Consider the following 26405-nt stretch of genomic DNA (forward strand, 5'->3'; position numbering starts at 1 on the left):
AGACGCTCGGCTGGGATTCTCCCTATCAGGCTTTCCAGCAATTCATGACGACCATTGCCGAGAAGAGCTCCGCTACCATTCATTGAATATCAACCAGCGGTGTTGCACTTCAGATTTGAGACCGCCCGTCTAATAGCTGCTATCCACAATGATCGTTTGCCATCTTCCTTCAGCGTCCTCAAGAGCTTGTTTCAAGCGCTCGCGGAGGGCTTCAGCCGTTGGCGCCGCGCAGAGCAGCGAAGATCTCGCGCTTTTCTTTGTTCTCCCGGCGCTTGGCCGCGCGCAGCGATATCGGGATGTGCACGTTCGGATCAGGTATTTTTGAAGGCGTGAGGGTGCGCCCGACTTCGCTGCGGAGTATGAAGGTGTGCCCGCAATAAGGGTTCGAGCAGCAGTAGACATGCTCCCTGAACAAGAGGCCCGCCGCGTGCAGCGAATGCAGGCGCGCGATGCACTTGCAGTGGGGGCAATTCATCTTCATTGCGCCTTCCCCGTTGCCCCTGCAGATGCAAAGTCTGCCCAGTCCTGCATGATGGCCGTGCGCTTTTCCAGCATGTCCCCGCGCCGGTAGGCTGCTTCGGTCCGGGTGTCGATTGCGTGAGCCAGACACAGCTCTATTGCATCGCGCGCGTGGTGTGTCATCTCCCCAGCCCAGTCCCTGAACGTTGACCGAAAGCCATGGGGCACTGCGCCCAGTTCATGCCGACGCATCACGGCCGTGAGGGCCATATCGGACAGCGGGCCTTTTCGGTTGGACGGGAACACATGCTCGACCGATGGGATGCGCGGCTGCGCCCTGAGCAGTTCTAGCGCTTGGCTCGAAAGGGGCACGCGGTGTTCCCTGTTGGACTTCATCCGTTCGGCGGGCACCGTCCACAGACCGGCCTCTAGATCGACCTCGCTCCAGACCATGCCCCGCACCTCGCTCGAGCGTGCGGCCGTGAGGATGAGAAAGCACAGCGCGCCAGCGCTTTGCCCATCCATGGCCAGCAGCCGCTGGTAGGTATCGGGCAGCATGGCCACGGGCATGGCCGCGTGGTGTTTGACCGGCGCCAGCTTGTTCGGGTCCGCCAGGATGTGTTCAAGCTGGCCGCGCCAGCGGGCAGGGTTGGGGCCGGTGCGGTGGCCATGGGCCGTGGCCCAGTCCAACACCTGCTCGATGCGGCCGCGCAGCCGCGAGGCGGTTTCTGTCTTGGTCTTCCAGATGGGGGCCAGCACCTGCAGCACGTGGGCCTGCCCGATGTCTGCCACCTGCAGGTGGCCGATGTGGGGGAATGCATATGTGGCCAGGGTGCTGCGCCATTGCTTCGCATGCTTGAGGCTGCGCCATGTGCCTTCGTGTTCGGCAATGAACGCTTCGGCCGCGTCATCAAAGCGCACCTGCCGCGCCATTGCCAGCCGGGCCGCTTCGCGCTGGGCCTGCCGGGCCTGCAGCGGGTCAACGCCGCCCAGGCGCAGTTTGAGGGCGTTGCGGGCAGCCTCGCGCGCTTCAGCCAGGCCGACCAGCGGATAGCTGCCCAGGCCCATGCGGCGGCGGTGGCCATCGTGCACATAACGGACCACCCAGGCGCGCGAGCCGCCTTCGATCTTGAGATACAGACCCGACACGCCACCCACGGCGTAGGAGCCATCGCTGCGCAGGCGAGAGACTTCCAGAGAGGTTTTTTCGAGGATTCGTTTGGGCATGGATACCGTGCAGCCCCCTGGCCAGCGCCAGGGGATATCTGTTATTAAACACAGTATCAGTGTGCCATCAGGGTGGAGATGCTTGGTAGGGTTTGGTGGGTTTTGAGGGGTTTTTTTCCGGCGAAACGCGAGCCAGTGAAAAAGCAGCGGGGCAACTCGCAGACCCGCAGGCCGGGCGGGCTGGTGGGGTTTGTAGGCTTTGGAGGGTTTACCGACCGTCGAAGCGCGAGCAAGTGAAAATGGCAGAAGCCCCGCTTTGCGGCCTGCACACCGAGGCCGACTGGTGGGGTTTGTAGGCTTTGAGGGGTTTGCTGACCGTCCATGCGCGAGCAAGTGTTTTTTCTATGGCGGCGCACCTGCGCGCTATCCTGACGCCACACCCTGTTTGGTGGGTAGCCAAACAGGGGTGGGGGTACAAGCGGGGGTACAGCGAAAAAACTGAATTGCGGAAACCTAGCATTCATGCGGTTTCGCGGGCTTCTTTCAGTAGCCGCCAGCCCAAGGGCGCTCGCTGACTTTCAGCGAGCGCCCTTTTCATTCGTGGCGCGGTTTTGTGTAGCAAATACCCCTGCATCTGTAGGTGTGTGTATCAGCCCTTGATAAACACAACCCAGCGCCGCACAATGCCCGCTCGTTCAAGCCGGAGGCCACTTATGCCAATGGAGTACCTGCAGGGGCTGGCGCGGGATGAGTTGCCTCTGATTGAATCGGACGTCACCAACATCGACAAGCTGCGGGTGTTGCGCGCGGCGGGCATGGTGGAGGTGCAACTGCCACCCGTGGATGCGCCGCAGCCCCGGGCGCAGGTGCTGTACATCACCGGTCTGGGGCGGGCCACCCTGCGTGCCGGTGGCTGGCCTTCTTCTGTGCCGCGCCTTCGACCACTGTGTGATCTGGAACCCTCATTTGATTGATGGCGGTGCCGATGCTTCCGGCCTGATGCTGCGAGCTGGGCCTGTCACACGCAGGCGCCGTGGGGCGGGCCATGGTTGTGCCCTTCTCTGGTGGGGCTGGGCCCGTGCGGAGGACCATGATGGTGCTGACCTTGCATATCCGGCATGAAGGCTCCCACCAATACCTGGCCAGGGTGTTCGATGGCAAGGCCCAGGTCGGGGCGGCGACCCTGCATGCCCGCATTGACGAAGCCATTGCCGCCTATGGCGCGCACGGCGGCCAGTCGTTTCCCGGAGTGACCGCCTTTGTCATCTGGTATGGCGGGTGGAGCATTGGCGCCAAGCCTTTGGCGCAGATGGTGGATGAGGCGGCGCTGCTGGCCAACCGGTTGGTGGTGTTGTTGGCCGTGGTCCGCTGAGCGGGGAGGGGCATAAATGCCTGTAACTCCCAATATGTCATGCGAAACAAAATGAAATAAACCGAAACTGCGTCGAGACGACGTGGCGCGCGCCGCGCGGCACCATCAGGGTCATGTTCAACACCGTCCTCGAAAGGACTGCATCATGAAACCCTGGATCAAGAAAACCCTGATGGGCATCTTTGGCGCTTCCATCGCGGTGGGCGGTTTGACGGCCTGCTCCAGCGGCCACCATCACCGTGGCCCCATGAACGCCGAGAAGATGGCGGAAGTGCGTGGCAAGGTGGTTGAGCGCGTCAGCAGCAAGCTGGACCTGAACGACGCTCAAAAAGCCAAACTCAACGTGCTGGCTGACAAGATGGAGGCGCAGCGCACGGCGTTCATTGGCAAGACGGCCGATCCGCGCGCAGAAGTGCAGGCCATTGTGGCGGGCGAAAAATTCGACCGTGCACGCGCGCAGACCTTGCTGGACGAGAAAATCCGCGCCGTGCAAGCCCACAGCCCCGAGGTGGTCAGCGCGATGGCAGATTTCTACGACAGCCTGAACCCCGAGCAGCAGCAAAAGGTGCGCGAGCTGATGCAGCGGCGCAAGGGCTGGATGGCACGCGGTTGATGGCAGGGGGCCTTTCCATGTCTCCCACGCTGGAACCCATCCACCGCCTGGCGCAGGGCGTGCGCACACACGGGCCTGCCTTGCTGGCAGGCATGCCCGACCCCCACGATGAGCTGATGTCCCTGGTCTGGGGGCCGCGCTTTGACCGCGAACATGCGCTGGGCCTGGTGGCCCGGCAGCCCGAGGTTGCGGCCCACACCTTGCCTGCCTTGCTGGCCGCGGCCGATCATTTTGATGCGCTCCATGCGGGCGCCCAGGGCCGACTGCGCCGCTTGATCGTGCGGCACCGCGCCTTGCTCGGTGTGGGCGAAGGCGAGGGCGGCGAACCATCCACCGGATGGGTGAACACCTGACGGTGTGAGAATTGCGCATGCACCGCATCCTGCTCATCGACGACGACGCCCAGCTCGGGCCCCCGCTGGCTATCTATTTCCAGCGGTTCGAGCTGGAGCTGGTCCACGCCCTCAAACCCAGCGACGGACTGGCCCAGTTGGGGGCAGGGGGCTTCGATGCGGCCATCCTGGATGTGATGCTGCCCGAGATGGATGGGTTCGAGCTGTGCCGCACCATCCGCAAGCAGGGCGACTTGCCCATCGTGATGCTCACTGCGCGCGGTGAGGTGATGGACCGCGTGGTGGGGCTGGAGCTGGGGGCCGACGACTATTTGCCCAAACCCTTTGAGCCGCGTGAGCTGGTGGCGCGCCTGCAGACCGTGCTGCGCCGCCGGCGCGGGCCGGGGCAGGGCGCGGCCGTGGGCTCGCTGGAGTTCGACGGGCTCACCATCGACGCGGCCCGCCGCAGTGTGTTGCGCCAGGGCACGGCCGTGGAGCTGACCGGCACCGAATTCGACCTGCTGCACCTGCTGGCCCGCGAGCCCGGCAAGGTGTTCAGCCGAGACGACATCCTGAACCAGCTGCGTGGTCACGAGGCCGAGCTGTACACCCGCGCCGTGGACATTGTGGTGAGCCGCCTGCGCAAGAAACTGGAGCCGCTCGACTGCATCAAGACGCTGCGCAATGCCGGCTATTCGCTGGCCCTGCGGCGGGCCGCGCCATGATGATGAAGGTGCGCGAGACACTCGCGGCCCAGGACCCCGACTGCCCTTGGCACCGCCGCGCGCGGCACGCCGTGGGGCACTCGCTGCGCATTCGCCTGGTGCTGGTCTTCATGGCCCTGGCCGTGACGGTGGCCGTCACCTTCATGGGCGGGGTGCAGAAGGCAGTAGCCGTGGGATGGAAAGAAGCGGCCCGCCCTCTGTTGATGGACTATGTGGACAGGCTGACCGCCGAGATCGGCAGCCCGCCCAGCATCGAACGTGCCCAGGCTATTGCCAACCGCCTGCCCGTCACGCTGCGCATCGACGGGCCGCAGATCCACTGGGCTTCGCACCCCGACCAGCAACGCTCCGACTGGATCAGTGACAAGTTCCGCAAGGAAGACCACTGGGCGGGCGATGAGAGCGGTCACGGCCTGCTGCAGCGCACCACGGCCGATGGGCACCACATCGAGTTTGGTCTCAACGCGCTGTCGTGGGACAAGCGCCCGCGCATCGCCTGGGGCACGCTCACCGTGCTTCTGCTGCTGACGGCGCTGGCCTATGTGTATGTGCGCCACCTGCTGCGCCCGCTGGACGACATCCGCCAGGGCGCCCAGCGTTTTGGTAACGGCAACTTCGCCCAGCCCATCCCCGTGCGGCATGCGCACCGGCCCGATGAACTGGGGCAGCTGGCGGCCACCATCAACACCATGGGCGACGACATTCATCAGATGCTCGAAGCCAAGCGTGCCCTGCTGCTGGCCATGAGCCACGAGTTGCGCAGCCCGCTGACCCGCGCCCGGCTGAACACCGAGCTGCTGCCCGAGACCGCCGACATTGAGGCCCAGCGCCTGGCCCTGCTGCGCGACCTGGGCGAAATGGCGGGCCTCATCACCGACCTGCTGGAGAGCGAGCGCCTGGCCGGGCGCCACGCCGCGCTGCACCGCGAGCCCACCGACCTCACGGAGCTGGCGCGCGAGGTGATCGCAGAGCTGGGCTCGCGCCATGTGGGCGCCGCCGATATCGTGCTGCACGCGCCGCCAGACCTGCCCACCATCCGGCTCGACCGCTCCCGCCTGCGGCTGCTGCTGCGCAACCTGCTGGACAACAGCCTGCGCCACAGCGAATCGGGAACCTTGCCCCCCGAGTTGCACCTGCGGCTGGATGGCGACCGGCGCTTGGTGGAGCTGGAAGTACGCGACCATGGCCGGGGTGTGCCCCCCGAGCACCTGCCGCATCTGGCCCAGGCCTTCTACCGCCCGGACACGGCCCGCCAGCGCACCACCGGTGGGGTGGGGCTGGGCCTGTACCTGTGCCGCCTGGTGGCCCAGGCGCACGACGGGCAGCTGCACATGCGCAATGCCGAGCCGGGCCTCTCGGTCACGGTGCGCCTGCCCGTGGTGGAGTGAGCTTCTGTGTCCCCGGGAGGGACGCAGCGTTGCCCCGTAGGTGCGGCGCCTGCTCGGCGCAGGCCTGCACTGGGGCGGTGCGATAGCCCTTGTGGGCCCGTGGCCTGGTAGCCATGGGTCGTTTATGGCAAAAAATGGCCGTTACCGCGCGCTGGTAAAGCATTTATTGCTATTAATTTTGTAGTATTTGTGTTTCTGCTGCAGGCCCCGCGAAGTCCGCGTGGCCTGGCCCCGTTTTTGCTGTGTACGTATCACCTCGCCCGGTGACCCGGTTTTTCTGGTGTTTACCCTGTATATACAGGTATGCTCCCAGTGTCATCATGGCGACCGGAACGCAGGTGCGGACCGGCTGGGGTGGTACTTTTTTCAAACAGGAGCAGATGATGACTCGATCGGTTGTGAAATGGACGTCGCTGGCAGCGGCAGCAGCATGTGTGATGGCACTGGCCGCACCGGCCCAGGCGCAGGACACCAAGATTGTGCTGGGCATGTCCGGCTGGACGGGTTTTGCACCGCTCACCCTCGCCGACAAGGCGGGCATCTTCAAGAAGAACGGTCTGGATGTGGAAATCAAGATGATTCCGCAGAAGGACCGCCACCTGGCCCTGGCCTCCAAGTCCATCCAGTGCGCAGCCACCACCGTCGAAACACATGTGGCCTGGAACGCCAACGGCGTGCCCATCGTGCAGATCTTCCAGATGGACAAGTCCTACGGCGCCGACGGCATCGCGGTGCGCGGCAACATCAACAGCTTTGCCGACCTCAAGGGCAAAACCATTGGCGTGGATGCGCCCGGCACCGCCCCGTACTTCGGCCTGGCCTGGATGCTGAGCAAGAACGGCATGAGCCTCAAGGACGTGAAGACCACCACGCTGTCGCCCCAGGCGGCCGCGCAGGCCTTCGTGGCGGGTCAGAACGATGCTGCCATGACGTACGAGCCCTACCTCTCCACCGTGCGCGACAACCCTGCTGCCGGCAAGATTTTGGCCACCACCCTTGACTACCCCATGGTCATGGACACCGTGGGCTGCGACCCCACCTGGCTCAAGGCCAACGGCAAGGCCGCACAGGCCCTGGCCAATTCGTACTTTCAGGCGCTTGACATGATCAAGGCGGACCCCACCAAGTCCAACGAGATCATGGGCGCCGCCGTCAAGCAGACGGGCGAGCAGTTTGCCAAGTCGTCGTCGTTCCTGCGCTGGCAGGACAAGGCCGCCAACCAGAAGTTCTTTGCGGGCGAGCTGCAGACCTTCATGAAAGACGCCACAGCCATCCTGCTGGAGGCCGGCATCATCCGCAAGGCGAATGAGGACCTGGCGGTCACGTTCGACGCGAGCTTCATCAAGTAAAAAAACTGGAAGAAGAACGCGCCATGTCTGCCGTGCAACCCCTGTCCGTTACCGAGTCGAAAGCACCTGTGCGCCGGCGTTCGCTCGCTCCGCTGGAGCCCGTGAGCGCCCGTGCGCGCTGGCTGCTGGGCTTCGGCTTTTTTGTGTTGTTCGTGCTGGTGTGGGCGTTCTTCACGCTGGGCGGCTTCGTGTCGCCCACCTTCCTGGCCAGCCCCATCACCATGGCCAAGGAAGGCTGGCTGCTGTTCACCGAGTACGGCTTCATCAAAGACATTGGCATGACCATCTGGCGTGTGGTCGGCGGCTTCATTCTGGCCGCCATCATTGCCGTGCCGCTGGGCATTGCGATGGGCGCGTACAAGGGCATCGAGGCCTTCTTCGAGCCCTTCATCTCTTTTTGCCGCTACCTGCCCGCGTCGGCTTTCATCCCGCTCTTGATCCTGTGGGCCGGTATCGGCGAGGCGCAGAAGATCCTTGTCATCTTCATCGGCTCGGTCTTCCAGATCACGCTCATGGTCGCCGTCACCGTGGGCGGCGCGCGGCGCGATCTGGTCGAGGCTGCCTACACGCTGGGCGCGGGCCACAAGGGCATCGTCACGCGCGTGCTCATCCCCGGCGCAGCCCCCGAGATCGCCGAGACCCTGCGCCTGGTGCTGGGCTGGGCCTGGACCTATGTGATCGTGGCCGAGCTGATCGGCTCGTCCAGTGGTATCGGTCACATGATCACCGACAGCCAGTCGCTGCTCAACACCGGTCAGATCATCTTCGGCATCATCATCATCGGCCTCATCGGGCTGGTGTCCGACTTCGCCTTCAAGGCGCTCAACCACCGTCTGTTTGCCTGGAGTTTTGTGCGATGAGCTCTGTTTCCATTCAAGCCGTCTCGCGCGTTTTCGAGACTGCCAAGGGCCAGCGCACGCAGGCGCTGCAACCGGTGGACTTTGAAGTGCGGGACAACGACTTCGTGACCATCCTCGGCCCCTCGGGCTGCGGCAAGTCCACGCTGCTGCGCATCGTCGCGGGGCTGGACCATGCCACCAGCGGCCGCGTGCTGCTGGATGGGGTGCCCGTGGAAGGCCCTGGCGCCGACCGCGGCATGGTGTTCCAGAGCTACACGTTGTTCCCCTGGCTCACCATCGAGCAGAACATCCGCTTTGGCCTGCGCGAACGCGGCATGCCCGAGGCGCAGCAAAAGGAGCGCGCTGCCTACTTTATCGCCAAGGTCGGCTTGCGCGGCTTCGAGCAGCATTTTCCCAAGCAGCTGTCGGGCGGCATGCAGCAGCGCACCGCCATCGCGCGCGCGCTGGCCAACGACCCCAAGATCCTGCTGATGGACGAGCCCTTCGGCGCGCTGGACAACCAGACCCGCGTGCTCATGCAAGAGCTGCTGCTGGGCATCTGGGAGGCCGAGCGCAAGACGGTGCTGTTTGTCACCCACGACATCGACGAAGCCATCTTCATGGCCAACCGCGTGGCCGTGTTCAGCGCCCGGCCCGGCCGCATCAAGACCGAGCTGGCGGTGGACTTGCCCCACCCGCGCCACTATCGCGTAAAGACCAGCCCCGAGTTCATGGACCTCAAGGCGCGCCTCACCGAAGAGATCCGCGCCGAATCCATGGCGGCGGACCTGCACTGATCTGAACCTGCCAGAACCTACCCAGCCCATGAGCGCCCGTCCTTCCCGCCGCACTGCAGCCACAGCACCGCGCAGCGCCACGCCCGCCAAGGCGGTGGTCGCCGTGGCTGCGCCCGCGCAGGCCATGGCACTGTACGAGCAGGTCAAGGACCACATCTCGCGCAAGATCCAGGAAGGCATCTGGCGCGCGGGCGACCGCCTGCCGTCTGAAAACGAGCTGGTCACCCAGTTCGGCATCTCGCGCATGACGGTGAACCGCGCGCTGCGTGAGCTGGTGGAGCAGGGCCGCATCGTGCGCGTGGCGGGCGTTGGCAGTTTTGTGGCCGAGGACAAACCCCAGTCCACGCTCCTGCAGATCGCCAACCTGGCGAGCGAAATCCGCCAGCGCGGGCACGACTACCGTTGTGACGTGCTCACGGTGGAACGCACCTCCGCCACGCTGGAAGTGGCCGCTGCGCTGGACCTGCGCACCGGCGAGTCGGTGTTTCACTCGCTGTGCATCCACCGCGAAGACGGCCTGCCCGTGCAGCTCGAAGACCGCCACGTGAACCCGCGCCAGGTGCCCCAGTTCGCCGCGCAGGACTTCACGCTGCTGCAGCCCTCCGAATACCTGGTGCGCAACGTGCCCTTCGACCAGATCGAGCATGTGGTCGATGCTGTCATGCCCACCGCCGAGCAGGCCACGCTGCTGGAGATGTCCCCGCAGGAGCCTTGCCTGCTGCTCACCCGCCGCACCTGGTCGCGCGGCGAGCCCATTACCGTGGTGCGCTGCCTGCACCCCGCCACCCGCTACCGCCTGGGCAGCCGCTTCCGAGCCGACGGCAACCCCGTCGCCGGTTGAAAGTTTTTCGCCAAAAGCTCAGAATTTTTTCGCTTGTACTTACTTGTATATACAGGATCAATGCCATGACACACAACGCCTCATCCCTCACCCTGCACCCTGGCCGCGTCACGCTGGCCGAGCTGCGCCGCATCCACGCGGGCCCCGTGCAACTGGTGCTCGATGCGTCCGCCCGCGCGGGTTTGCAGAAGTCCCTGGCCACGGTGCAGCGCATCGTCGATGAAGACCAAGTCGTCTATGGCATCAACACCGGCTTTGGCAAGCTGGCCAGCACCAAGATCGCCCACGAGCGCCTGGCCGAGCTGCAGCGCAATCTGGTGCTGTCGCACAGTGTGGGCACGGGCGATGCGCTGCCCGACGAGGTGGTGCGCCTCATCCTGGCCACCAAGGCCGTGAGCCTGGCGCGTGGCCACTCTGGCGTGCGCCCCGAGCTGGTGGATGCGTTGCTGGCCCTGGCCAACGCCAACGTGCTGCCGGTGATTCCGGCCAAGGGCTCGGTGGGCGCGTCGGGCGACCTGGCGCCGCTGGCGCACATGGCCTGCGTGCTGATTGGCGAAGGGCAGGCCAAGGTGGACGGCAAGGTGGTGCCGGGTGCAGAGGCCATGCGCTCCATCGGCCTGCAGCCGTTTGTGCTGGGCCCCAAAGAAGGGCTGGCGCTGCTCAACGGCACGCAGGTGTCCACTTCGCTCGCGCTGGCCGGTTTGTTTGGTGCCGAGAGCGTCTTTGCCGCCGCGCTGGTTGCGGGCTGCCTGTCGCTCGAAGCCATCAAGGGCTCTGTCAAACCCTTTGATGCACGCATCCACGAAGCGCGCGGCCAGGCCGGGCAGATCGCCGTGGCGGCCGCCGTGCGCGCGCTGCTGGACGGCAGCGCCATCGACCCTTCGCACCCGAATTGCGGCCGCGTGCAAGACCCGTACTCCATCCGCTGCGTGCCGCAGGTGATGGGCGCGTGCCTGGACAACCTGCACCACGCCGCGCGCGTGCTCACCATCGAGGCGAACGCCGCGTCGGACAACCCCCTGGTGTTCGATAACGGTGATGTGATCTCCGGCGGCAACTTCCACGCCGAGCCCGTGGCTTTTGTGGCCGACATCATCGCGCTGGCGGTGGCCGAGATCGGTGCGATTTCCGAACGCCGACTGTCTCTGTTGCTGGACCCCGGCCTGTCAGGCCTGCCCGCGTTCCTGATCCGCGACAGCGGCGTGAATTCAGGCTTCATGATCGCCCAGGTGACCGCCGCCGCGCTGGCGGCGGAAAACCAGTGCCTGGCCAACCCCAGCAGCGTAACCAGCCTGCCCACATCGGCCAACCAGGAGGACCATGTGTCGATGGCCACCTACGGCGCACGCCGCCTGGGTGACATGGTGCGCAATGCGGCCGTGATGGTCGGCATCGAGGCCATGGCCGCTGCGCAAGGCATGGAATTCGACCGCACCCTTAAATCCTCTCCGCTGATCGAAGCGCAATTCGCCGCCATCCGCGAGCGCGTGGCCTACCTGGAGCAAGACCGTTACCTCGCCCCCGACATCGAAGCCATGCGCGCATGGGCCCAGCAGTCCGCATGGCCTGCGCCGCTCACGCAGTGCCTGCCCAGCTTCGCCTGATTTTTTCTATTCACACCCATTGATTCACAGGAGCCCACCATGAACGCCAACGACGCCATCATCGCCGCCGCCTCCAACACCGACCCCCGCCACGACGCCAGCCGCGTGATCCGCGCGCCGCGCGGCAGCCAGCTCACTTGCAAGAGCTGGCTCACCGAAGCGGCCTACCGCATGCTCCAGAACAACCTGGACCCCGAGGTGGCCGAGCGCCCGCAAGACCTGGTGGTGTATGGCGGCATCGGCCGCGCTGCGCGCAATTGGGAGTGTTATGACCAGATCCTCGCCTCGCTCAAGGACCTGAACGACGACGAAACCCTGCTCATCCAGTCCGGCAAGCCCGTGGGCGTGTTCAAGACCCACGCCAACGCACCGCGCGTGCTGCTTGCCAACTCCAACCTGGTGCCCAAGTGGGCCAACTGGGAGCACTTCAGCGAGCTGGACCAGAAGGGCCTGTTCATGTACGGCCAGATGACGGCGGGCAGCTGGATCTACATCGGCACGCAAGGCATCGTGCAGGGCACCTACGAAACCTTTGCCGAAGCCGGGCGCAAACACTACGGCGGGTCGCTCGAAGGCAAGTGGATTTTGACCGCAGGCCTGGGCGGCATGGGCGGCGCGCAGCCGCTGGCGGCTACCTTTGCGGGCGCGGTGTCGCTCAATATCGAATGCCAGCAAAGCAGCATCGACTTCCGCCTGCGCACGCGCTACGTGGACAAGCAGGCGCGCGACATCGACCATGCGTTCGAGCTGATCCAGCAGCACACGGCGGCCAAGGAGGCCATCTCCATCGCGCTGCTGGGCAACGCGGCGGATGTACTGCCGGAGTTGGTCAAACGCGCCAAGGCCGGCGGCTTGAAGCCCGACCTGGTCACCGACCAGACTTCGGCCCACGACCTCGTCAACGGCTACCTGCCCAGCGGCTGGACGGTGGAGCAATGGCGCGCCGCGCAGCAGGACGTGACGCAACACGAGGTGCTGAAGAAGGCCGCTGCCAAGTCCTGCGCCGTGCATGTGCAGGCCATGCTCGACTTCCAGCACATGGGCATCCCGGTGGTGGACTACGGCAACAACATCCGCCAGGTGGCGTTCGACGAAGGCGTGAAGGACGCATTCGACTTCCCCGGCTTTGTGCCCGCCTACATCCGTCCGCTGTTCTGCGAAGGCAAGGGCCCGTTCCGCTGGGTGGCGCTGTCAGGCGACCCGGAAGACATCCGCAAGACCGACGCCAAGATCAAGGAACTGTTCCCCGAGAACAAGCACGTGCACCGCTGGCTCGACATGGCGGGTGAGCGCATCGCCTTCCAGGGCCTGCCCGCGCGCATCTGCTGGCTGGGCCTGGGCGAGCGCCACATTGCGGGCCTGGCCTTCAATGAGATGGTGAAGAACGGCGAACTCAAGGCCCCCATCGTCATCGGCCGCGACCACCTGGACACCGGCAGCGTGGCCAGCCCCAACCGCGAGACCGAGGGCATGCGCGACGGCACCGACGCCGTGAGCGACTGGCCGTTGCTCAACGCGCTGCTCAACACCTCGGGCGGCGCCACCTGGGTCAGCCTGCACCACGGCGGCGGCGTGGGCATGGGCTACTCGCAGCACTCGGGCATGGTCATCGTGGCCGACGGCACTGAAGCTGCGGCCCAGCGCCTTGCCAATGTGCTGGTCAACGACTGCGGCAGCGGCGTGATGCGCCATGCCGACGCGGGCTACGAACTGGCGGTGGAGACTGCGAAGAAGCAGGGGCTGAAGCTGCCGATGGTGAAGTAGTCCGAAGAATGAGGGAATGACAGGAATGTGAAAAAGGGAACTGCATTCCCATCAAATGGGAATGCAGGGTAGGAATGTCGCTGCAATACTTTGATACTGAGTCCATGCCCACCCGTGGACCAACCTCCGTTGCTGCCGCCGACCGTGTTCTGCACGTGCTGGCGGTGCTGGCGCAGCACGGGCAGCCCATGTCGGCGGCCGAGCTGGTGGAGGCCACGGGCTTGGCACGCAGCACGCTGTACCGGCAGCTGGCGCGGCTCAAGCTGTGGGGCTTTGTGCTGGAGAGCAGCGGGCACTACGCGCCCGGGCCGCTCAGCCTGCAACTGGCCCTGGGCTTTGACATGGCGTCGCACCTGGTGCACCACGCGCGGCCGGACATGCAGGCCCTGGCCCGGCAGTCCCACGAAAGCGTGGGGCTGGTGGTGGCCGTGAACGACAGTGTGGTGTGCCTGGACATGGTGGACAGCACGCAGGCCCTGCGCTGCTCGTTTGAAAAAGGACGCAGCGTGCCGTTGCGTGCGGGCGCCTCCGCCAAGTGCCTGCTCGCCCATGTGGCCCCGGCCACGCGCAATGCCATTCTGGACCTGCACTACGGTGCAGGCACTGCTGAGCGCCAGGCGGCGCTGACCGAGCTGGAGGGCATTGCCAAGGCGGGTTACGCAGTCAGCTCCGGCGAAGTGGATGCCGGTGTCTGGGGCGTCAGCGTGCCCGTGTTCGGTTCTCCCCGGCAGGCGGCAGGGGCCATCACCCTGATGGCCCCGATCTTGCGAGCCCAGGGGCAGGAGGCCGCACTCACCGGCATGGCCGTCGTCGCAGCAGCGCGCATCTCCCGCCAGCTCATTTCTCCCTGATTTCCCTCACCCCTCCTCAGGAGTTTTTCCCATGAACCTTCGTCGCAACCTTCTTTTGGCCAGCCTGGCCGCCGCAGCCTTTTGCACCACGGGTGCACAGGCCCAGGACAACGTCCTGCGTGTGGGCACCGATGCCACGTTTCCGCCCATGGAGTTTGTCGAGAACGGCAAACGCACGGGCTTCGACATCGAGCTGGTGGAGGCCATTGCCAAGACCATGGGCAAGCAGGTCGAATGGGTGGACATCGACTTCAAGGGCCTGATTCCCGGCCTGATCTCCAAGCGTTTTGACATGGCGGTGTCGGCCATCTACATCACCGACGAGCGCAAGAAGGTGGTGGACTTCACCGACTCCTACTACGCCGGTGGCCTGGTGGTGATGGTGAAGGCCGACAACAAGGCCATCAACAAGCTCGCCGACCTGGACGGCAAAAAGGTCAGCGTGCAGGTGGGTACCAAGTCGGTGTCGTACCTGACCGAAAAATTCCCCAAGGTGCAGCGCGTTGAGGTCGAGAAGAACCAGGAGATGTTCAACCTGGTGGACATCGGCCGCGCCGACGCCGCCGTGACCGGCAAGCCCGCCGCGTTCCAGTATGTGCGCACCCGCCCGGGTCTGCGCGTGCTCGACGAGCAGCTCACCACCGAGGAATACGGCATGGCCCTGCGCAAAGACACGCCGGAGCTGACGAAGGCCGTCAACGGTGCCATCACCAAGCTCAAGGCCGACGGCACCTATGCGGCCATCGTCAAGAAGTGGTTCAGCAACAGCGCTGCCAAGTAAACCGCAGCCACACGTTGCCGAACTGAGCCATGGAACTCGATTTTTCTCCTGTCTGGGCCGGGTTGCCCCAGTTGCTGGCGGGTGCGCTGGTCACTGTGGAAATCACGGCTGCCTCGCTGCTGCTGGGCTGCGTCATGGGCCTGCTGGTGGGCATTGGCCGCCTGAACCCCAAGCGCCGCGTGGTCTACGCCCTGTGCACCGCCTACGTGGCCGCGATCCGTGGCACGCCGCTGCTGGTGCAGTTGTTCATCCTGTTCTTTGGCCTGCCGCAGTTCGGCATCCTGCTGCCCGCTTTTGTGTGCGGCGTGATCGGCCTGGGCATCTACTCGGGCGCCTATGTGTCCGAGGTGGTGCGCGGCGCCATCCAGTCCATTGACAAGGGGCAGATGGAGGCGGCGCGCTCCATCGGCATGTCCTCGGGCCTGGCCATGCGCACGGTGGTTCTGCCGCAGGCCGTGGTACGCATGATTCCGCCGCTTGGCAATGAGTTCATCGCGTTGATCAAGAACTCGGCGCTGGTGTCGCTGCTCACCATCCACGACCTGATGCACGAAGGGCAGAAGATCATCAGTGTGTCGTACCGCTCGCTGGAGGTGTACCTGGCAATTGCGGTGGTGTATTTTATCCTCACGGGTGTCACGTCGTTGGTGCTGCGCCGCATGGAGTTGCGCCTGCGTGCCGGGGGGATGGTGCAATGAAGAAAAATTCTGTGATGACCGGAGCAAGCCCTTCCGCCGAGCCCATCGTGCGCATTCGCGGACTGCGCAAGTCGTTTGGCAACCATGTGGTGCTGAACGGCATCGATTTTGACGTGCTGCCGTCGCAGGTGGTGGTGGTCATCGGGCCTAGCGGCTCGGGCAAGAGCACCTTTTTGCGCTGCTGCAACGGGCTGGAGCAGCCCGAAGGCGGCACGGTCGAGATCTGTGGCCGCACACTGGTGCAGGACGGCCGCATGCTGCCTGACCATGACCTGAACGCCCTGCGCGAAGAAGTGGGCATGGTGTTCCAGTCGTTCAACCTGTTCCCGCACTTGTCGGTGCTCGATAACGTCACGCTGGGCCCGCGCAAGCTGCACGGCCTGTCGCGCAAGGAGGCCGAGGAGCGTGCCCAGGCCCTGCTGGCCAAGGTGGGCCTGGCGCACAAAGCCACGGCCATGCCCGCCAGCTTGTCGGGCGGACAGAAGCAGCGTGTGGCCATTGCCCGCGCGCTGGCCATGGAGCCGCGCGTGATGCTGTTCGACGAGCCCACCTCAGCGCTAGACCCCGAGCTGGTGGGCGAGGTGCTGCAGGTCATGAAGCTGCTGGCCAGCGAAGGCATGACCATGATGGTGGTCACGCACGAAATGGACTTTGCACGCGAGGTGGGCGACGTGGTGGTGGTGATGGACGGCGGCGGGATCATCGAGTCCGGTGAACCTGCCACCATCTTCACCAACCCGACGCAGGAGCGCACGCGCTCTTTCCTGCAAGCCGTGCTCACGCGCGCCTGAGGCCTGAGGCTGGGAGCGGCGTGGTGCACCATGGTCAATATCAATCAAGGAGACAACCCCGATGCCCCAGCCTTCATCTGCCTTGGACACACCCTTGCCAGCACGCTTTCAGCAGCGCTTGCAGGAGCGCCTGACCCCAGACGACATTGCCCGCTTTGACCGCGATGGCGCGCTGTGCATCAAGCAGCTGCTCACGCCCGATGAAGTGGCCTTGCTGCGCGACGGCATCGACGCCAACCTGGCCGCGCCCAGCCCGCGCGCCAAAGTGGCCAGCAGGCCGGATGACCCGGGCCGCTTCTTCGAGGACTTCTGCAACTGGCAGGACATCCCGCAGTTTGGCCGCTTTGTGCGCGAGACACCGCTGGCGCTGGCTGCGCAGCGCCTGATGCAGTCGCGCACCGTGCGGCTGTACCACGACCATGTGCTGGTGAAGGAGCCGGGCACGCGCCAGCGCACGCCCTGGCACCAGGACCAGCCCTACTACAACATCGACGGCATGCAGAACATCAGCATGTGGATACCGGTGGACCCGGTGTCGCGTGCGGCCACGCTGGAGTTCGTGGCGGGTTCACACAAAGGCCCATGGCTCATGCCGCGCACCTTCATGGACAACCAGGCGAAGTGGTTCCCCGAAGGCAGCCTGCAGGATCTGCCCGATGTCGAGGCTGACCGCGATGCCTTCCCCATCGTGGGCTGGGAGATCGAGCCCGGTGACGTGGTGTGTTTTCACATGCTCACGCTGCATGCGGCGGGTGGGGTAGAGGGCACTAACCGCCGCCGCGTGTTTTCGGTGCGGTTCCTCGGCGACGACACGCGCCATGCGCCCCGGCGGTGGAAGACCTCGCCCGAGTTTCCGGGCCTGGCCGACGAGTTGCCCGCTGGCGCGGAGATGGACCATCCGCTGTTCCCGCTGCTGGCGACGGGCGCGGGGCAGACTGCCGCAACATCCTGATTGATGAACACGACGACAACGACAACGACACCGATGGCAATGCAATTTTTTGATCTGGTCACCACGCCCAGCATGCCCTGGAAAAACGGCGGCGGCAGCACGCAGGAGCTGGCCTGCTGGCCCCCCGGCGCAGACATGAACAGCTTTGAGTGGCGCGTGAGCCTGGCCACGGTGGACCGGCCCGGGCCGTTCTCGGTCTTCCCGGCCATTGATCGCCAGATCATGCTGCTGGGCGGTGACGGCCTGCACCTGCGCAGCCCTGGCTGGGAGCACCGGCTGGAGCAGCGCTGGCAACCGTTTGCGTTCTCGGGCGATGACGCAGTGGATGGCGCCATGCTGGGCGGCACCTCCAAGGACTTCAACCTCATGCAACGGAGGGGCCTGTGGCAGGGCCCGCTGCAGGTGGTAAGCGATGCGCAGTCGCCCGGCGACACACCCGCAGGCCTGTGCCTGGTGCTGCAGGGCGATTGGCAATGGGTGGCGCAGGGCGCCGGGCCGCGTGCGTTGGCGGCAGGGCAGGGCTTTTGGTGGGCGGGTGAGGGCGGTGCAACGCCGGGCCAACTGGAGCCGCTGCATGCGGGGGCCGACGCCGATGCGCCCGCACTGGTCTGGATCGCCTTGCAGCGCGGTGCAGACCCCAAAAATTGAATAAAAATGGCCGCCACCGCCTGATGGATAAGCGCTGGTAGCTATTATTTGTATAGCATACAACATGGAGCCCACGGGTGGGCAGGCAGATGCAACACAAGGACAACCCCAGTCACCCCAATGGATGGGCCACCAGCCAGAACGCCGATGGCGTGTGGCAGAACCTGAAACCCGCGCCCGGCCTGTGGGTGGCCGATGTGCCCGTGCCCGAGGGCCATCTCGCCTGCGTGGTGGTGCAGCAAGGCCAGATGGCCTGGGTGGGGCCCGAGGCGCAGTTGCCTGCCGCCTACCAGGCATTGCCGCGCCATGATGCGCGGGGCGCACTCGCCACCCCCGGGCTGGTGGACTGCCACACGCACCTGGTCTATGGTGGTCAGCGTGCCAACGAATTCGCCATGCGCCTGGCCGGTGCCACCTATGAAGAAGTGGCCAAGGCGGGTGGGGGCATCGTCTCGTCGGTGAAGGCCACGCGCGCTGCCACCGAAGACGAACTCTTTGACCAGGCCGCGCCGCGCCTGCAGGCCCTGCTGGCCGAAGGCGTATGCGCCATCGAGATCAAGTCCGGCTACGGCCTGGCCTTGGAGCACGAACGCAAGCAATTGCGCGTGGCCCGCCGTCTGGGCGAGGCGTTTGGCGTGACGGTGCGCACCACCTTTTTGGGCGCGCACGCCCTGCCGCCCGAGTACGCAGGCCGCAGCCAAGCCTATGTCGGCCTGGTCTGCAAGGAGATGCTGCCCGCGCTGGCCGCCGAGGGCCTGGTGGATGCGGTGGATGTGTTCTGCGAACGCATCGCCTTCACGCTGGCCGAGACAAGCCAAGTCTTCCAGGCTGCGCAAAAGCTGGGCATTCCCGTCAAACTGCATGCCGAGCAGCTGTCGGACATGGGCGGCTCGGCACTGGCAGCACGCTATGGCGCGCTGTCGTGCGACCACATCGAGCACCTGTCGGCCGACGGCGTCGCTGCCATGAAGGCCGCAGGCACCGTGGCCGTGCTGCTGCCCGGCGCCTACTACACGTTGCGCGACACGCACCTGCCGCCGATTGCGCAGCTGCGCGAGGCCGGTGTGCCCATGGCGGTGTCCACTGACCACAACCCGGGCACATCGCCAGCGCTCAGCCTGCTGCTCATGGCCAACATGGCCTGCACGCTGTTCCGCCTGACGGTGCCCGAGGCGCTGGCCGGTATCACCACCCATGCCGCGCGCGCGCTGGGCTTGCAAGATTCCCACGGCCTCATTGCATCGGGCCGACCCGCCAACTTCGTGCTGTGGCCCGTGGGCGAGGCGGCCGAGCTGGCCTACTGGTTTGGCCACAAGCCCGCCTGCACCATCGTGCGGCAGGGGCGCATCCACGGAGTCATGCCATGAGCGAGCCGCTTCAACGCCAGCTTTTCGCAGTCGATGCTTTGCTGCCCACCGGCTGGGCGCGCGATGTGCTCGTGGCCTGGGACGGGGCAGGGCGCATCACTGCCGTCACACCCAACGCCCAGCCGAACGGCGCTGCCGTGGCACCCGGCCCCGTGCTGCCCGGCATGCCCAACCTGCATTCGCACGCGTTTCAGCGTGCATTCGCAGGGCTCACGGAATACCGGGGCGAGAGCCAAGACAGCTTCTGGAGCTGGCGCAACCTGATGTACCGCTTTGCCGCGCGCATCACGCCCGAATCGCTGGAGGCCATTGCCACCTGGCTGTATGTGGAGATGCTGGAGGCGGGCTACACCAGCGTGTGCGAGTTCCACTACGTGCACCACGACCAGGGCGGCACGCCGTATGCCGACGACGCCACGCTGTCGCTGGCGCTGCTGCGTGCGGCACACAACGCGGGCATCGGCATCACGCTGCTGCCGGTGCTTTACCAGACCAGCGGGTTTGGCGCCAAGCCGCCGCGTGCCGACCAGGCCCGCTTTATCCGCAGCACCGACAACATGCTCTCATTATTGGAGCGGCTGGCGCCCGCCACGCGGGCGCAGGGCGGTGTTTTGGGCCTAGCCCCGCATTCACTGCGCGCCGTGCCGCCTGATAGCCTGGCTGCCGCCGTACAGGGCCTCACGGCGCTGAACCCCCTGGCCCCCATTCACATCCACATCGCAGAGCAGACACAAGAGGTGGAGGACTGCATCGCATGGAGCGGTCAGCGCCCCGTGCAATGGCTGCTGGAGCACGCGCCCGTGGACGAACGCTGGTGCCTGGTGCATGCCACGCACATGACGCCGCAGGAGTATGCCGATGCCGCGCGCACGGGTGCTGTGGCCGGTATCTGCCCCACCACGGAGGCCAACCTGGGCGACGGCATCTTCGACATGCCGCTGTGGCTGCAGCACGGCGGGCGCTGGGGCGTGGGGTCGGACAGCCACGCCTGCGTGAACGCGGCCGAGGAGCTGTTGATGCTGGAGTATGGCCAGCGCCTGTCGCTGCGGCAGCGCAATGTGCTGGCTACGGCGTCGCAGCCCGAGGTGGCCACCGCCATGACCCTGCAGGCCGTATCGGGCGGGGCGCAGGCATCGGGCCGCGCCATCCATGGCCTGGCGGTGGGCCAGCAGGCCGACTTGGTGGTGCTGGATGCGCAGCATGTGGCCCTGGGCGGCCTGCCCGCACCCAGCATGCTGTCGGCGCACGTGTTTGGCAGCCACCGCACGTCCGCCATCGACAGCCTTTGGGTGGCCGGTGTGCAGCGTGTGTCGCAAGGTCGCCATGCCCTGCACGACACGGGGGCGCAGGCTTTCCTGGCTGCGCGCTCGGCCACCATTGCCGCTGACTGACTGACTGACTGACTGACTGACTCAATCCGTTCTGCCTGCACTTTCTTCTTTGCCATGACCGATACCGCTCCCCCACCGTTCACCTTCCACCAGGGCACCGCGCCCTTGCTCATCTCCATGCCACACGCGGGAACTTACGTGCCGCCCGCGCTGGCTGCGCGCTTCACCGGCGAAGCTCGCCAGGTGCCCGATACCGACTGGCACATGGAGCGGCTGTATGCGTTTGCCAAAGACATGGGCGCATCCATCCTTGTGGCCACGCATTCGCGCTATGTGGTGGACCTGAACCGTCCGCCTGATGGTGCGAGCCTGTACCCCGGCCAGAGCGTCACGGGCCTGTGCCCGGTGGACACCTTCGACGACACGCCTATCTATGCACAAGGCGATGTGCCGGACGATGCGGAGGTCGCTGCTCGCCGCGACGCGGTCTGGGCGCCATACCACGCCCAGCTGCGTGCCGAGCTGGACCGCATCCGCGCGCAGCACGGCGTGGCGGTGCTGTGGGATGCGCATTCCATCCGCTCTGTGCTGCCGCGCTTTTTTGAGGGCAAGCTGCCCGACCTGAACCTGGGCACGGCCGACGGCGCCAGCTGCGACCCGGCACTGGCGCAGGCGCTGCTGGCCATTGCGCAGTCGGCACCCGGCTACACCGGTGTGCTCAATGGCCGCTTCAAGGGCGGCCACATCACGCGCCACTACGGCCAGCCCGCGCAGAACATCCACGCGGTGCAGCTGGAGATGACCCAGTGCAGCTACATGCAGGAGGTTCTGCCCTTTGACTACCTGCCCGAGGTGGCAGCGGGGGTGCAGCCGCACCTGCAGCGCTTGCTGCAGGCCGCACTGGGGTTTGCGCAGGCGCAAGTCCAGGGCTGATCCCTCCCTGGCTTTACCTTCCGATAGCGCGGTAGGGTCGGGGATCGGTGCTAGGATGGTTCGAACGGCCTCAGCTTTTTTGCAGGCCGTGCGGTGTGCCACCTGGCCACCTGTGCGGAAGGAGCCGCATCCTTATGGAAACTGCGGCTTATTACTACATGCCTTTGTTCAAGCCTGGCGCGGTCGTCCACCTGGGGGGTAGCCGCGAAACGGTGAGCCATGTGGTGGTGCGGCGCGGTGGCCTGATGGTGCACCTGGTGGGGCGTGAGGCCCCCGTGCACCCCGACACGCTCCAGCTGGAGCCCAGTGCGTTTCAGCTCAGCCGGGTGCCGGCGTAAGTCCGTGCTGCATTGCCGCGCAGCAGCCCGGCAGCAAGCCCCTCTCGTCAGTCCGCCGCCCGCTGGGCCATCACTTCACCCAGCTGAATGGACCGTGCGGGCGTCCACTGCGGGTTGAATTGCAGCGGACCCTCCGGGAACAGCATCACCACGGTGGAGCCCAGCAGAAAGCGCCCCATCTCTTCGCCCTTTTGCAGGCGCACCTGGCCGGGCGCGTAGTCCCATTGGCGCAGTGTGCCGGGGCGGGGTGGGTTCACCTGGCCATGCCACACGGTGGCCATGCTGCCCACGATGGTGGCGCCCACCAGCACCAGCACAAACGGCCCTTGGGCCGACTCGAACACGCAGACCACGCGCTCGTTGCGCGCAAACAGGCCGGGCACGCCGCGCGCGGTGGTGGGGTTGACCGAGAACAGGTCACCAGGCACATAGATCATGCGCGTCAGCTCGCCCGCGCAGGGCATGTGGATGCGGTGGTAGTCGCGCGGGCTCAGGTACAGCGTGGCGAAGTGGCCGTTCTCGAAGCGCGCACCCAGCGTGGCATCGCCGCCCACCAGGGCGGTGGTGGAGTACGAATGGCCCTTGGCCTGGAAGACCTGGTCCTTGGCAATGGGACCGAACTGGCTGATAGCGCCGTCCACGGGGCAGATCAGGTCGGCATCGGCCAGCGGGCGCGCGCCGTCTTTCAGTGCCCGCGTGAAGAAGTCGTTGAAGCTGGTGTAGCTTGTGATGTCAGGGTTGGCCGCCTCGCCCATGTTCACGTTGTAGCGGCCCACAAACCAGCGGATCACCGAAGTGGTGAGCCCCCCCAGCCGGGCCGATGCGAACTTGCCCGCAAGGGCGGTCATTGCCTGCTTGGGCATCAGGTATTGCGGCAGAACTGCCAGGCGATCGGACACGGGCGAACCCCTCAAAGACGAAAGCGAATGATTCTATCGGTGCACGGTGGGGCCGCTGCCGCCCGCACAGGGTCAGACGCCGAGGTACTGCTCCAGCAACTGCGGTTGTGCATGCAGTGCGTCCGAGCTGCCCTCAAACACCACCTGGCCCTTGACCAGGATGATGTTGCGGTCGGTGATCTGCGTGACGTGCTTCCAGTTCTTGTCCACGATCACGCTGCTGATGCCGCTGTCCTTGATGAGGCTGCAGATGCGCCAGATCTCGCGGGCGATCAGCGGCGCCAGGCCCTCGGTAGCCTCGTCGAGGATGAGCACGTCGGGGTTGGTCATCAGCGCACGGCCGATGGTCAGCATCTGCTGCTCGCCGCCGCTGAGCTGCTGGCCGCCATGGCCCAGACGCTCTTTCAAGCGCGGGAAGGTCTCCAGCACGCGCTCGTAAGTCCAGTCGCGCTGGCCGCGTGTGCCAGCGCGTGCGGCCATCTGCAAATTCTCGACCACGCTGAGGTTGCCAAAGATGCCACGGCCTTCGGGCACGTAGGCAATGCCCAGGCGAGCGACCTCGTAGGGCGGTTTGCCCGTCACGTCGCGGCCCGCCACGGCCACGCTGCCCGAGCGGGGCTTGACCAGGCCCATCAGAGACTTGAGCAGGGTGCTCTTGCCCATGCCGTTGCGGCCCATGAGGCCGATGGTCTCGCCCTGGCCCACGGCGAAATCAATGCCGTGCAGGATGTGGCTGCTGCCGTAGAAGGTGTGGATGCCCTTGGCATCGATCCATGGAGTGGTCATCTCAGTGGTCCTCTCCGAGGTAGGCCGCCTGCACGGTGGCATCGGCGCGCACCTCGGGCGGTGTGCCATGCGCAATCACCTCGCCGTTGACCATCACCGTGAGACGGTCGGCCAGCGCAAACACGGCATCCATATCGTGCTCCACCAGCATGATGGCGTGGGCGGGCTTGAGGCGCTGCAGCAGGTCCACCATGCGCTCGGCCTCGGCCACGCCCATGCCGGCCAGGGGCTCGTCGAGCAGCAGGACCTGGGGCTCGGTGGCCAGGGTCATGGCGATCTCCAGCTGGCGCTGCTCACCGTGGCTCATGGCCCCGGCAATCGCTGTACGCCGGTCTTTGAGGCCCGAAAGCTCGATTGCGCCCTCCAGACGGGCGTTGGTAGCTCTGTTTTTGATAGTGTTTGCACGCGTGTCCTGCCACCAGCGCAGCGGGTTCCAGGGCTGCTGCGCATCGCGCGACTGGGCGGCTAGGCGCACGTTCTCGTGCACGGTGAGCGGCAGGAAGATGTTGGTCTTCTGGTAGCTGCGGCCCAGGCCCTGGCGCGATATGCGCTCGGGCGCCCAGCCCGTCACTTCGGTGCCGCCCAGCAGCACCTGGCCTGAGGTGGGGGGCAGGTCACCCGAGAGCAGGTTGGTCAGCGTGGACTTGCCCGCGCCGTTGGGGCCGATCACGGCGTGGATCTGGCCGCGCGAGAGGTCCACCGAGACACCATTGACGGCAGCCAGGCCGCCGAAGCGCTTGGTGAGTTGGCGGGCCGAGAGCAGAGCGTCAGCCATGGTGAGAGTCCTCCTGCGCCTTGGCGGCCCGGCGCTGCCCCAGCATGCCCAACAGCCCGCGCGGTGCGGCCAACACCACGAGCACGATGAAGCTGCCCATCAGCAGCTGCCAGTGTTTGGTGATGTCCTTGAACACATGCAGCAGGTACTCGAACGCGAACGCTCCCACGATGGCTCCCGCAAAATTGCCCATGCCGCCCAGGATGATCATCATGATGGCGTGCGCGCTCATGTGAAAGCCCATCAGCTCAGGGTTCACGTAGCCCGTCTGTGCGCCCCACAGGTAGCCCGCCAGGCCTGCCAGCGCACCCGCCACGGTGAATGCAGTGAGCTTGTAGCCCTGCGTGCCAAAACCCATGGCGCGCATGCGGTGCTCGTTGATGCGGATGCCCGAAAGTGCGCGGCCCAGTGGGCTCCAGAGCAGGCGGCGCAGCAGTAAATAGACGATGACCACCAGCGCCAGCGTGAAGTAGTAGAAGGTCTTGCGGCCTTCGAGGTCAAAAGGCAGCCATCCAAAGATGGAGGCATCGGGCCGGAAGTTGATGTACAGCCCGTCCGAGCCGCCCAGCACCTTGTTGTCGAAGAACAGGTAGAACACCATCTGCGCGAACGCCATCGTGACCATGATGAAGTAGATGCCGTGGGTGCGGACCACAAAAAAGCCGATGACCAGCGCCACCAGCCCGGCACCGGCAACGGCCAGCGGCAGCGACCACCACAGGCTCACTGGCGTGTCGGCGGGCGTGAGAAAGGCCAGCGCGTAGCCCGCTACGCCAAAGTAGGCGGCATGGCCCAGCGACACCAGGCCGGTCACGCCCTGCAGCAGATCCAGGCTCATCGCAAAAATGGCCATGATCATCATGCGTGTGACCATCTGCACGTAGAAGTCGCTGCCCACCACGGGGAACAGCAGCAGCGCAGCCAGCCCGAGTGCCAGGGCAAACTGCACACTGCGGGGCAGCACTTCGATATTGGCGCGGGGGGTGCTCATGAGTTGCCGCCGGGCCGCCCCAAGGCAGCGAAGGCCCCCTTGGGGGGCAGCGAAATACACGAAGTGACGAGCGTGGGGGTAATCATTGCTTAAAAAGGCCTTCAGGTTTCCACAGCAGCACCGCTGCCATCAGCATGTAGACGAGCATCCCGGCCATCGATGGCAGCAGCACCTTGCCAAAGGTGTCCACCAGCCCCACGAGCAGTGCAGCAATGAGCGCACCACGCACCGAGCCGATGCCGCCGATCACCACCACCACAAAACACATGATGAGCACCGACGAGCCCATGTTGGGGTAGACGCTGGAGACCGGCGCCGCCACCATGCCCGCCACCGCCGCCAGGCCCACGCCCAGCGCAAACACAATGGCATGAATGAGCTTGATGTTCACGCCCAGCGACTCGGCCATGTCGCGGTTGAAGGCCCCGGCGCGGATCTTCATGCCCAGACGGGTCTTGGAGATCAACAGGTACAGCGCCACGGCCAGGGCGATGCACACGCCCGAGATGAACAGCCGGTAGACCGGGTAGGAGAGTGTGTCGGTCAGCGGAATCGACCAATCCAGCACCTTGGGAATGGGCACACCGTGCACATCGTCGCCCCAGAGGATGGAGCGCAGCTCTTCAAAAATGTAGATCAGGCCGAAGGTCAGCAGCACCTGGTCCAGGTGGTCGCGGTGGTAGAAGTGGCGGAACAGCAGCCACTCCAGCGCCAGCCCAAACACCACCGAGAGCAGGGCTCCGCCCAGGATGGCAAGCGCAAGGCTGCCGAAGTGCCCCGACAGCGAATAAGCGAGGTAAGCCCCCAGCATGTAGAAGCTGCCATGCGCCAGGTTCACCACGCCCATGATCCCGAAGATCAGCGTGAGGCCGGCCGCCAGCATGAACAGCAGCAGGCCGTACTGCACGCTGTTGAGCAACTGAATCAGGAAGGTGGCGAAGTCCATCGGGTGCCGTGGTCGGGGTGCAAAAGATCAGGCTGTTCGGCGCGCAGCCGACAGCAGGGCGCCCGGCA

29 protein-coding genes are annotated in these 26405 nt (G+C 65.5%); 22 read left to right on the forward strand and 7 right to left on the reverse strand.

Annotated features, from left to right (window positions below; genetic code table 11):
* Window positions 1–211: 211 nt before the first annotated feature.
* Together ACYZGB_RS17305 and ACYZGB_RS17310 are read right to left on the reverse strand one after the other, a co-directional pair.
* The gene (locus ACYZGB_RS17305) at window positions 212–475 is read right to left on the reverse strand and encodes an ogr/Delta-like zinc finger family protein (RefSeq protein ID WP_462390058.1); all 264 of its coding nucleotides are present in this window, start codon (window positions 473–475) and stop codon (window positions 212–214) included.
* 2 nt (window positions 476–477) lie between these two features.
* Window positions 478–1686 carry a tyrosine-type recombinase/integrase gene (locus tag ACYZGB_RS17310; protein ID WP_462390060.1) on the reverse strand — a complete coding sequence of 403 codons (1209 nt, stop codon included), beginning with the start codon at window positions 1684–1686 and terminating at the stop codon, window positions 478–480.
* A 653-nt stretch (window positions 1687–2339) separates the two neighbouring features.
* On the opposite strand from ACYZGB_RS17310, the gene ACYZGB_RS17315 reads away from it, so the two are divergent.
* The 22 genes from ACYZGB_RS17315 to ACYZGB_RS17420 all read left to right on the forward strand — a co-directional run bounded on the left by ACYZGB_RS17315 (window position 2340) and on the right by ACYZGB_RS17420 (window position 21940).
* On the forward strand, window positions 2340–2600 hold the full coding sequence (locus tag ACYZGB_RS17315; protein WP_199865945.1) for a hypothetical protein: 261 nt from the start codon (window positions 2340–2342) through the stop codon (window positions 2598–2600).
* 119 nt (window positions 2601–2719) lie between these two features.
* Window positions 2720–2998 (forward strand): hypothetical protein, encoded by a 279-nt coding sequence (locus ACYZGB_RS17320; protein ID WP_462390062.1) that lies wholly within the window; start codon window positions 2720–2722, stop codon window positions 2996–2998.
* Window positions 2999–3143: 145 nt separating this feature from the next.
* Window positions 3144–3611: a Spy/CpxP family protein refolding chaperone gene (locus ACYZGB_RS17325; RefSeq protein ID WP_462390064.1), complete on the forward strand. Its 468-nt coding sequence runs from the start codon at window positions 3144–3146 to the stop codon at window positions 3609–3611.
* Window positions 3612–3628: 17 nt separating this feature from the next.
* Entirely contained in the window at window positions 3629–3964 is a 336-nt protein-coding gene (locus ACYZGB_RS17330; protein WP_462390066.1) for a hypothetical protein, read from the forward strand.
* A 17-nt stretch (window positions 3965–3981) separates the two neighbouring features.
* Window positions 3982–4668: a response regulator transcription factor gene (locus tag ACYZGB_RS17335; RefSeq protein WP_462390068.1), complete on the forward strand. Its 687-nt coding sequence runs from the start codon at window positions 3982–3984 to the stop codon at window positions 4666–4668.
* Window positions 4665–6056 carry a sensor histidine kinase gene (locus ACYZGB_RS17340; protein ID WP_462390070.1) on the forward strand — a complete coding sequence of 464 codons (1392 nt, stop codon included), beginning with the start codon at window positions 4665–4667 and terminating at the stop codon, window positions 6054–6056. Before ACYZGB_RS17335 ends, ACYZGB_RS17340 begins: the two co-directional genes overlap by 4 nt.
* Window positions 6057–6439: 383 nt before the next feature.
* Window positions 6440–7405, forward strand: coding sequence for an ABC transporter substrate-binding protein (locus ACYZGB_RS17345; protein ID WP_462390072.1), 966 nt, complete (start codon window positions 6440–6442; stop codon window positions 7403–7405).
* Between the two features lie 23 nt (window positions 7406–7428).
* Entirely contained in the window at window positions 7429–8265 is an 837-nt protein-coding gene (locus ACYZGB_RS17350) for an ABC transporter permease (RefSeq protein WP_462390073.1), read from the forward strand.
* Window positions 8262–9041, forward strand: coding sequence for an ABC transporter ATP-binding protein (locus tag ACYZGB_RS17355; protein ID WP_462390075.1), 780 nt, complete (start codon window positions 8262–8264; stop codon window positions 9039–9041). Before ACYZGB_RS17350 ends, ACYZGB_RS17355 begins: the two co-directional genes overlap by 4 nt.
* A gap of 28 nt (window positions 9042–9069) precedes the next feature.
* Window positions 9070–9882: a histidine utilization repressor gene (gene hutC / locus ACYZGB_RS17360; RefSeq protein WP_462390076.1), complete on the forward strand. Its 813-nt coding sequence runs from the start codon at window positions 9070–9072 to the stop codon at window positions 9880–9882.
* Window positions 9883–9947: 65 nt separating this feature from the next.
* Entirely contained in the window at window positions 9948–11486 is a 1539-nt protein-coding gene (gene hutH, locus ACYZGB_RS17365) for a histidine ammonia-lyase (RefSeq protein ID WP_462390077.1), read from the forward strand.
* A 39-nt stretch (window positions 11487–11525) separates the two neighbouring features.
* Window positions 11526–13250, forward strand: coding sequence for a urocanate hydratase (hutU, locus tag ACYZGB_RS17370; protein ID WP_462390079.1), 1725 nt, complete (start codon window positions 11526–11528; stop codon window positions 13248–13250).
* 104 nt (window positions 13251–13354) lie between these two features.
* Window positions 13355–14101: an IclR family transcriptional regulator gene (locus ACYZGB_RS17375; protein ID WP_462390081.1), complete on the forward strand. Its 747-nt coding sequence runs from the start codon at window positions 13355–13357 to the stop codon at window positions 14099–14101.
* A 31-nt stretch (window positions 14102–14132) separates the two neighbouring features.
* Window positions 14133–14882, forward strand: a complete 750-nt coding sequence (locus ACYZGB_RS17380; RefSeq protein ID WP_063460536.1) for a glutamine ABC transporter substrate-binding protein — start codon at window positions 14133–14135, stop codon at window positions 14880–14882.
* 29 nt (window positions 14883–14911) lie between these two features.
* On the forward strand, window positions 14912–15580 hold the full coding sequence (locus ACYZGB_RS17385; protein ID WP_010465675.1) for an amino acid ABC transporter permease: 669 nt from the start codon (window positions 14912–14914) through the stop codon (window positions 15578–15580).
* A gap of 14 nt (window positions 15581–15594) precedes the next feature.
* Window positions 15595–16371 (forward strand): amino acid ABC transporter ATP-binding protein, encoded by a 777-nt coding sequence (locus ACYZGB_RS17390; protein WP_462390083.1) that lies wholly within the window; start codon window positions 15595–15597, stop codon window positions 16369–16371.
* Between the two features lie 61 nt (window positions 16372–16432).
* Entirely contained in the window at window positions 16433–17323 is an 891-nt protein-coding gene (locus ACYZGB_RS17395) for a phytanoyl-CoA dioxygenase family protein (protein WP_462390085.1), read from the forward strand.
* Window positions 17324–17362: 39 nt separating this feature from the next.
* The gene (locus ACYZGB_RS17400) at window positions 17363–17971 is read left to right on the forward strand and encodes a HutD/Ves family protein (RefSeq protein WP_462390154.1); all 609 of its coding nucleotides are present in this window, start codon (window positions 17363–17365) and stop codon (window positions 17969–17971) included.
* A gap of 89 nt (window positions 17972–18060) precedes the next feature.
* Window positions 18061–19338 (forward strand): imidazolonepropionase, encoded by a 1278-nt coding sequence (gene hutI / locus ACYZGB_RS17405; protein WP_462390087.1) that lies wholly within the window; start codon window positions 18061–18063, stop codon window positions 19336–19338.
* The gene (locus ACYZGB_RS17410) at window positions 19335–20729 is read left to right on the forward strand and encodes a formimidoylglutamate deiminase (protein WP_462390088.1); all 1395 of its coding nucleotides are present in this window, start codon (window positions 19335–19337) and stop codon (window positions 20727–20729) included. Before hutI ends, ACYZGB_RS17410 begins: the two co-directional genes overlap by 4 nt.
* Before the next feature lie 54 nt (window positions 20730–20783).
* Window positions 20784–21602: an N-formylglutamate deformylase gene (gene hutG / locus ACYZGB_RS17415; RefSeq protein ID WP_462390090.1), complete on the forward strand. Its 819-nt coding sequence runs from the start codon at window positions 20784–20786 to the stop codon at window positions 21600–21602.
* 134 nt (window positions 21603–21736) lie between these two features.
* Entirely contained in the window at window positions 21737–21940 is a 204-nt protein-coding gene (locus ACYZGB_RS17420; protein ID WP_462390091.1) for a hypothetical protein, read from the forward strand.
* A 47-nt stretch (window positions 21941–21987) separates the two neighbouring features.
* Here ACYZGB_RS17420 and asd read toward each other — a convergent pair whose 3' ends face one another.
* The 5 genes from asd to ACYZGB_RS17445 all read right to left on the reverse strand — a co-directional run bounded on the left by asd (window position 21988) and on the right by ACYZGB_RS17445 (window position 26337).
* Window positions 21988–22839, reverse strand: coding sequence for an archaetidylserine decarboxylase (gene asd / locus ACYZGB_RS17425; RefSeq protein ID WP_462390093.1), 852 nt, complete (start codon window positions 22837–22839; stop codon window positions 21988–21990).
* A gap of 72 nt (window positions 22840–22911) precedes the next feature.
* The gene (locus tag ACYZGB_RS17430) at window positions 22912–23625 is read right to left on the reverse strand and encodes an ABC transporter ATP-binding protein (RefSeq protein ID WP_462390095.1); all 714 of its coding nucleotides are present in this window, start codon (window positions 23623–23625) and stop codon (window positions 22912–22914) included.
* A gap of 1 nt (window position 23626) precedes the next feature.
* Window positions 23627–24400, reverse strand: coding sequence for an ABC transporter ATP-binding protein (locus ACYZGB_RS17435; protein WP_462390097.1), 774 nt, complete (start codon window positions 24398–24400; stop codon window positions 23627–23629).
* Window positions 24393–25391: a branched-chain amino acid ABC transporter permease gene (locus tag ACYZGB_RS17440; protein ID WP_462390099.1), complete on the reverse strand. Its 999-nt coding sequence runs from the start codon at window positions 25389–25391 to the stop codon at window positions 24393–24395. Before ACYZGB_RS17440 ends, ACYZGB_RS17435 begins: the two co-directional genes overlap by 8 nt.
* Before the next feature lie 82 nt (window positions 25392–25473).
* Window positions 25474–26337, reverse strand: a complete 864-nt coding sequence (locus ACYZGB_RS17445) for a branched-chain amino acid ABC transporter permease (RefSeq protein ID WP_462390101.1) — start codon at window positions 26335–26337, stop codon at window positions 25474–25476.
* Between the last annotated feature and the right edge of the window lie 68 nt (window positions 26338–26405).

Source organism: Acidovorax sp. Q11 (assembly GCF_054950075.1).

Bases quoted from the DNA above. Each gene is read 5' to 3' on its own strand.
- hutH (WP_462390077.1), top strand. From the start codon at position 9,948: ATGACACACAACGCCTCATCCCTCACCCTGCACCCTGGCCGCGTCACG.
- ACYZGB_RS17400 (WP_462390154.1), top strand. From the start codon at position 17,363: ATGCAATTTTTTGATCTGGTCACCACGCCCAGCATGCCCTGGAAAAAC.
- ACYZGB_RS17375 (WP_462390081.1), top strand. From the start codon at position 13,355: ATGCCCACCCGTGGACCAACCTCCGTTGCTGCCGCCGACCGTGTTCTG.
- hutG (WP_462390090.1), top strand. From the start codon at position 20,784: ATGACCGATACCGCTCCCCCACCGTTCACCTTCCACCAGGGCACCGCG.
- ACYZGB_RS17440 (WP_462390099.1), bottom strand. From the start codon at position 25,391: ATGAGCACCCCCCGCGCCAATATCGAAGTGCTGCCCCGCAGTGTGCAG.
- ACYZGB_RS17310 (WP_462390060.1), bottom strand. From the start codon at position 1,686: ATGCCCAAACGAATCCTCGAAAAAACCTCTCTGGAAGTCTCTCGCCTG.
- ACYZGB_RS17395 (WP_462390085.1), top strand. From the start codon at position 16,433: ATGCCCCAGCCTTCATCTGCCTTGGACACACCCTTGCCAGCACGCTTT.
- ACYZGB_RS17355 (WP_462390075.1), top strand. From the start codon at position 8,262: ATGAGCTCTGTTTCCATTCAAGCCGTCTCGCGCGTTTTCGAGACTGCC.
- hutC (WP_462390076.1), top strand. From the start codon at position 9,070: ATGAGCGCCCGTCCTTCCCGCCGCACTGCAGCCACAGCACCGCGCAGC.
- ACYZGB_RS17445 (WP_462390101.1), bottom strand. From the start codon at position 26,337: ATGGACTTCGCCACCTTCCTGATTCAGTTGCTCAACAGCGTGCAGTAC.
- ACYZGB_RS17390 (WP_462390083.1), top strand. From the start codon at position 15,595: ATGACCGGAGCAAGCCCTTCCGCCGAGCCCATCGTGCGCATTCGCGGA.
- ACYZGB_RS17325 (WP_462390064.1), top strand. From the start codon at position 3,144: ATGAAACCCTGGATCAAGAAAACCCTGATGGGCATCTTTGGCGCTTCC.
- ACYZGB_RS17430 (WP_462390095.1), bottom strand. From the start codon at position 23,625: ATGACCACTCCATGGATCGATGCCAAGGGCATCCACACCTTCTACGGC.
- ACYZGB_RS17340 (WP_462390070.1), top strand. From the start codon at position 4,665: ATGATGATGAAGGTGCGCGAGACACTCGCGGCCCAGGACCCCGACTGC.
- ACYZGB_RS17420 (WP_462390091.1), top strand. From the start codon at position 21,737: ATGGAAACTGCGGCTTATTACTACATGCCTTTGTTCAAGCCTGGCGCG.
- ACYZGB_RS17345 (WP_462390072.1), top strand. From the start codon at position 6,440: ATGACTCGATCGGTTGTGAAATGGACGTCGCTGGCAGCGGCAGCAGCA.
- ACYZGB_RS17350 (WP_462390073.1), top strand. From the start codon at position 7,429: ATGTCTGCCGTGCAACCCCTGTCCGTTACCGAGTCGAAAGCACCTGTG.
- ACYZGB_RS17410 (WP_462390088.1), top strand. From the start codon at position 19,335: ATGAGCGAGCCGCTTCAACGCCAGCTTTTCGCAGTCGATGCTTTGCTG.
- ACYZGB_RS17315 (WP_199865945.1), top strand. From the start codon at position 2,340: ATGCCAATGGAGTACCTGCAGGGGCTGGCGCGGGATGAGTTGCCTCTG.
- ACYZGB_RS17320 (WP_462390062.1), top strand. From the start codon at position 2,720: ATGGTGCTGACCTTGCATATCCGGCATGAAGGCTCCCACCAATACCTG.
- ACYZGB_RS17335 (WP_462390068.1), top strand. From the start codon at position 3,982: ATGCACCGCATCCTGCTCATCGACGACGACGCCCAGCTCGGGCCCCCG.
- ACYZGB_RS17330 (WP_462390066.1), top strand. From the start codon at position 3,629: ATGTCTCCCACGCTGGAACCCATCCACCGCCTGGCGCAGGGCGTGCGC.
- ACYZGB_RS17380 (WP_063460536.1), top strand. From the start codon at position 14,133: ATGAACCTTCGTCGCAACCTTCTTTTGGCCAGCCTGGCCGCCGCAGCC.
- ACYZGB_RS17385 (WP_010465675.1), top strand. From the start codon at position 14,912: ATGGAACTCGATTTTTCTCCTGTCTGGGCCGGGTTGCCCCAGTTGCTG.
- hutI (WP_462390087.1), top strand. From the start codon at position 18,061: ATGCAACACAAGGACAACCCCAGTCACCCCAATGGATGGGCCACCAGC.
- hutU (WP_462390079.1), top strand. From the start codon at position 11,526: ATGAACGCCAACGACGCCATCATCGCCGCCGCCTCCAACACCGACCCC.
- ACYZGB_RS17435 (WP_462390097.1), bottom strand. From the start codon at position 24,400: ATGGCTGACGCTCTGCTCTCGGCCCGCCAACTCACCAAGCGCTTCGGC.
- ACYZGB_RS17305 (WP_462390058.1), bottom strand. From the start codon at position 475: ATGAATTGCCCCCACTGCAAGTGCATCGCGCGCCTGCATTCGCTGCAC.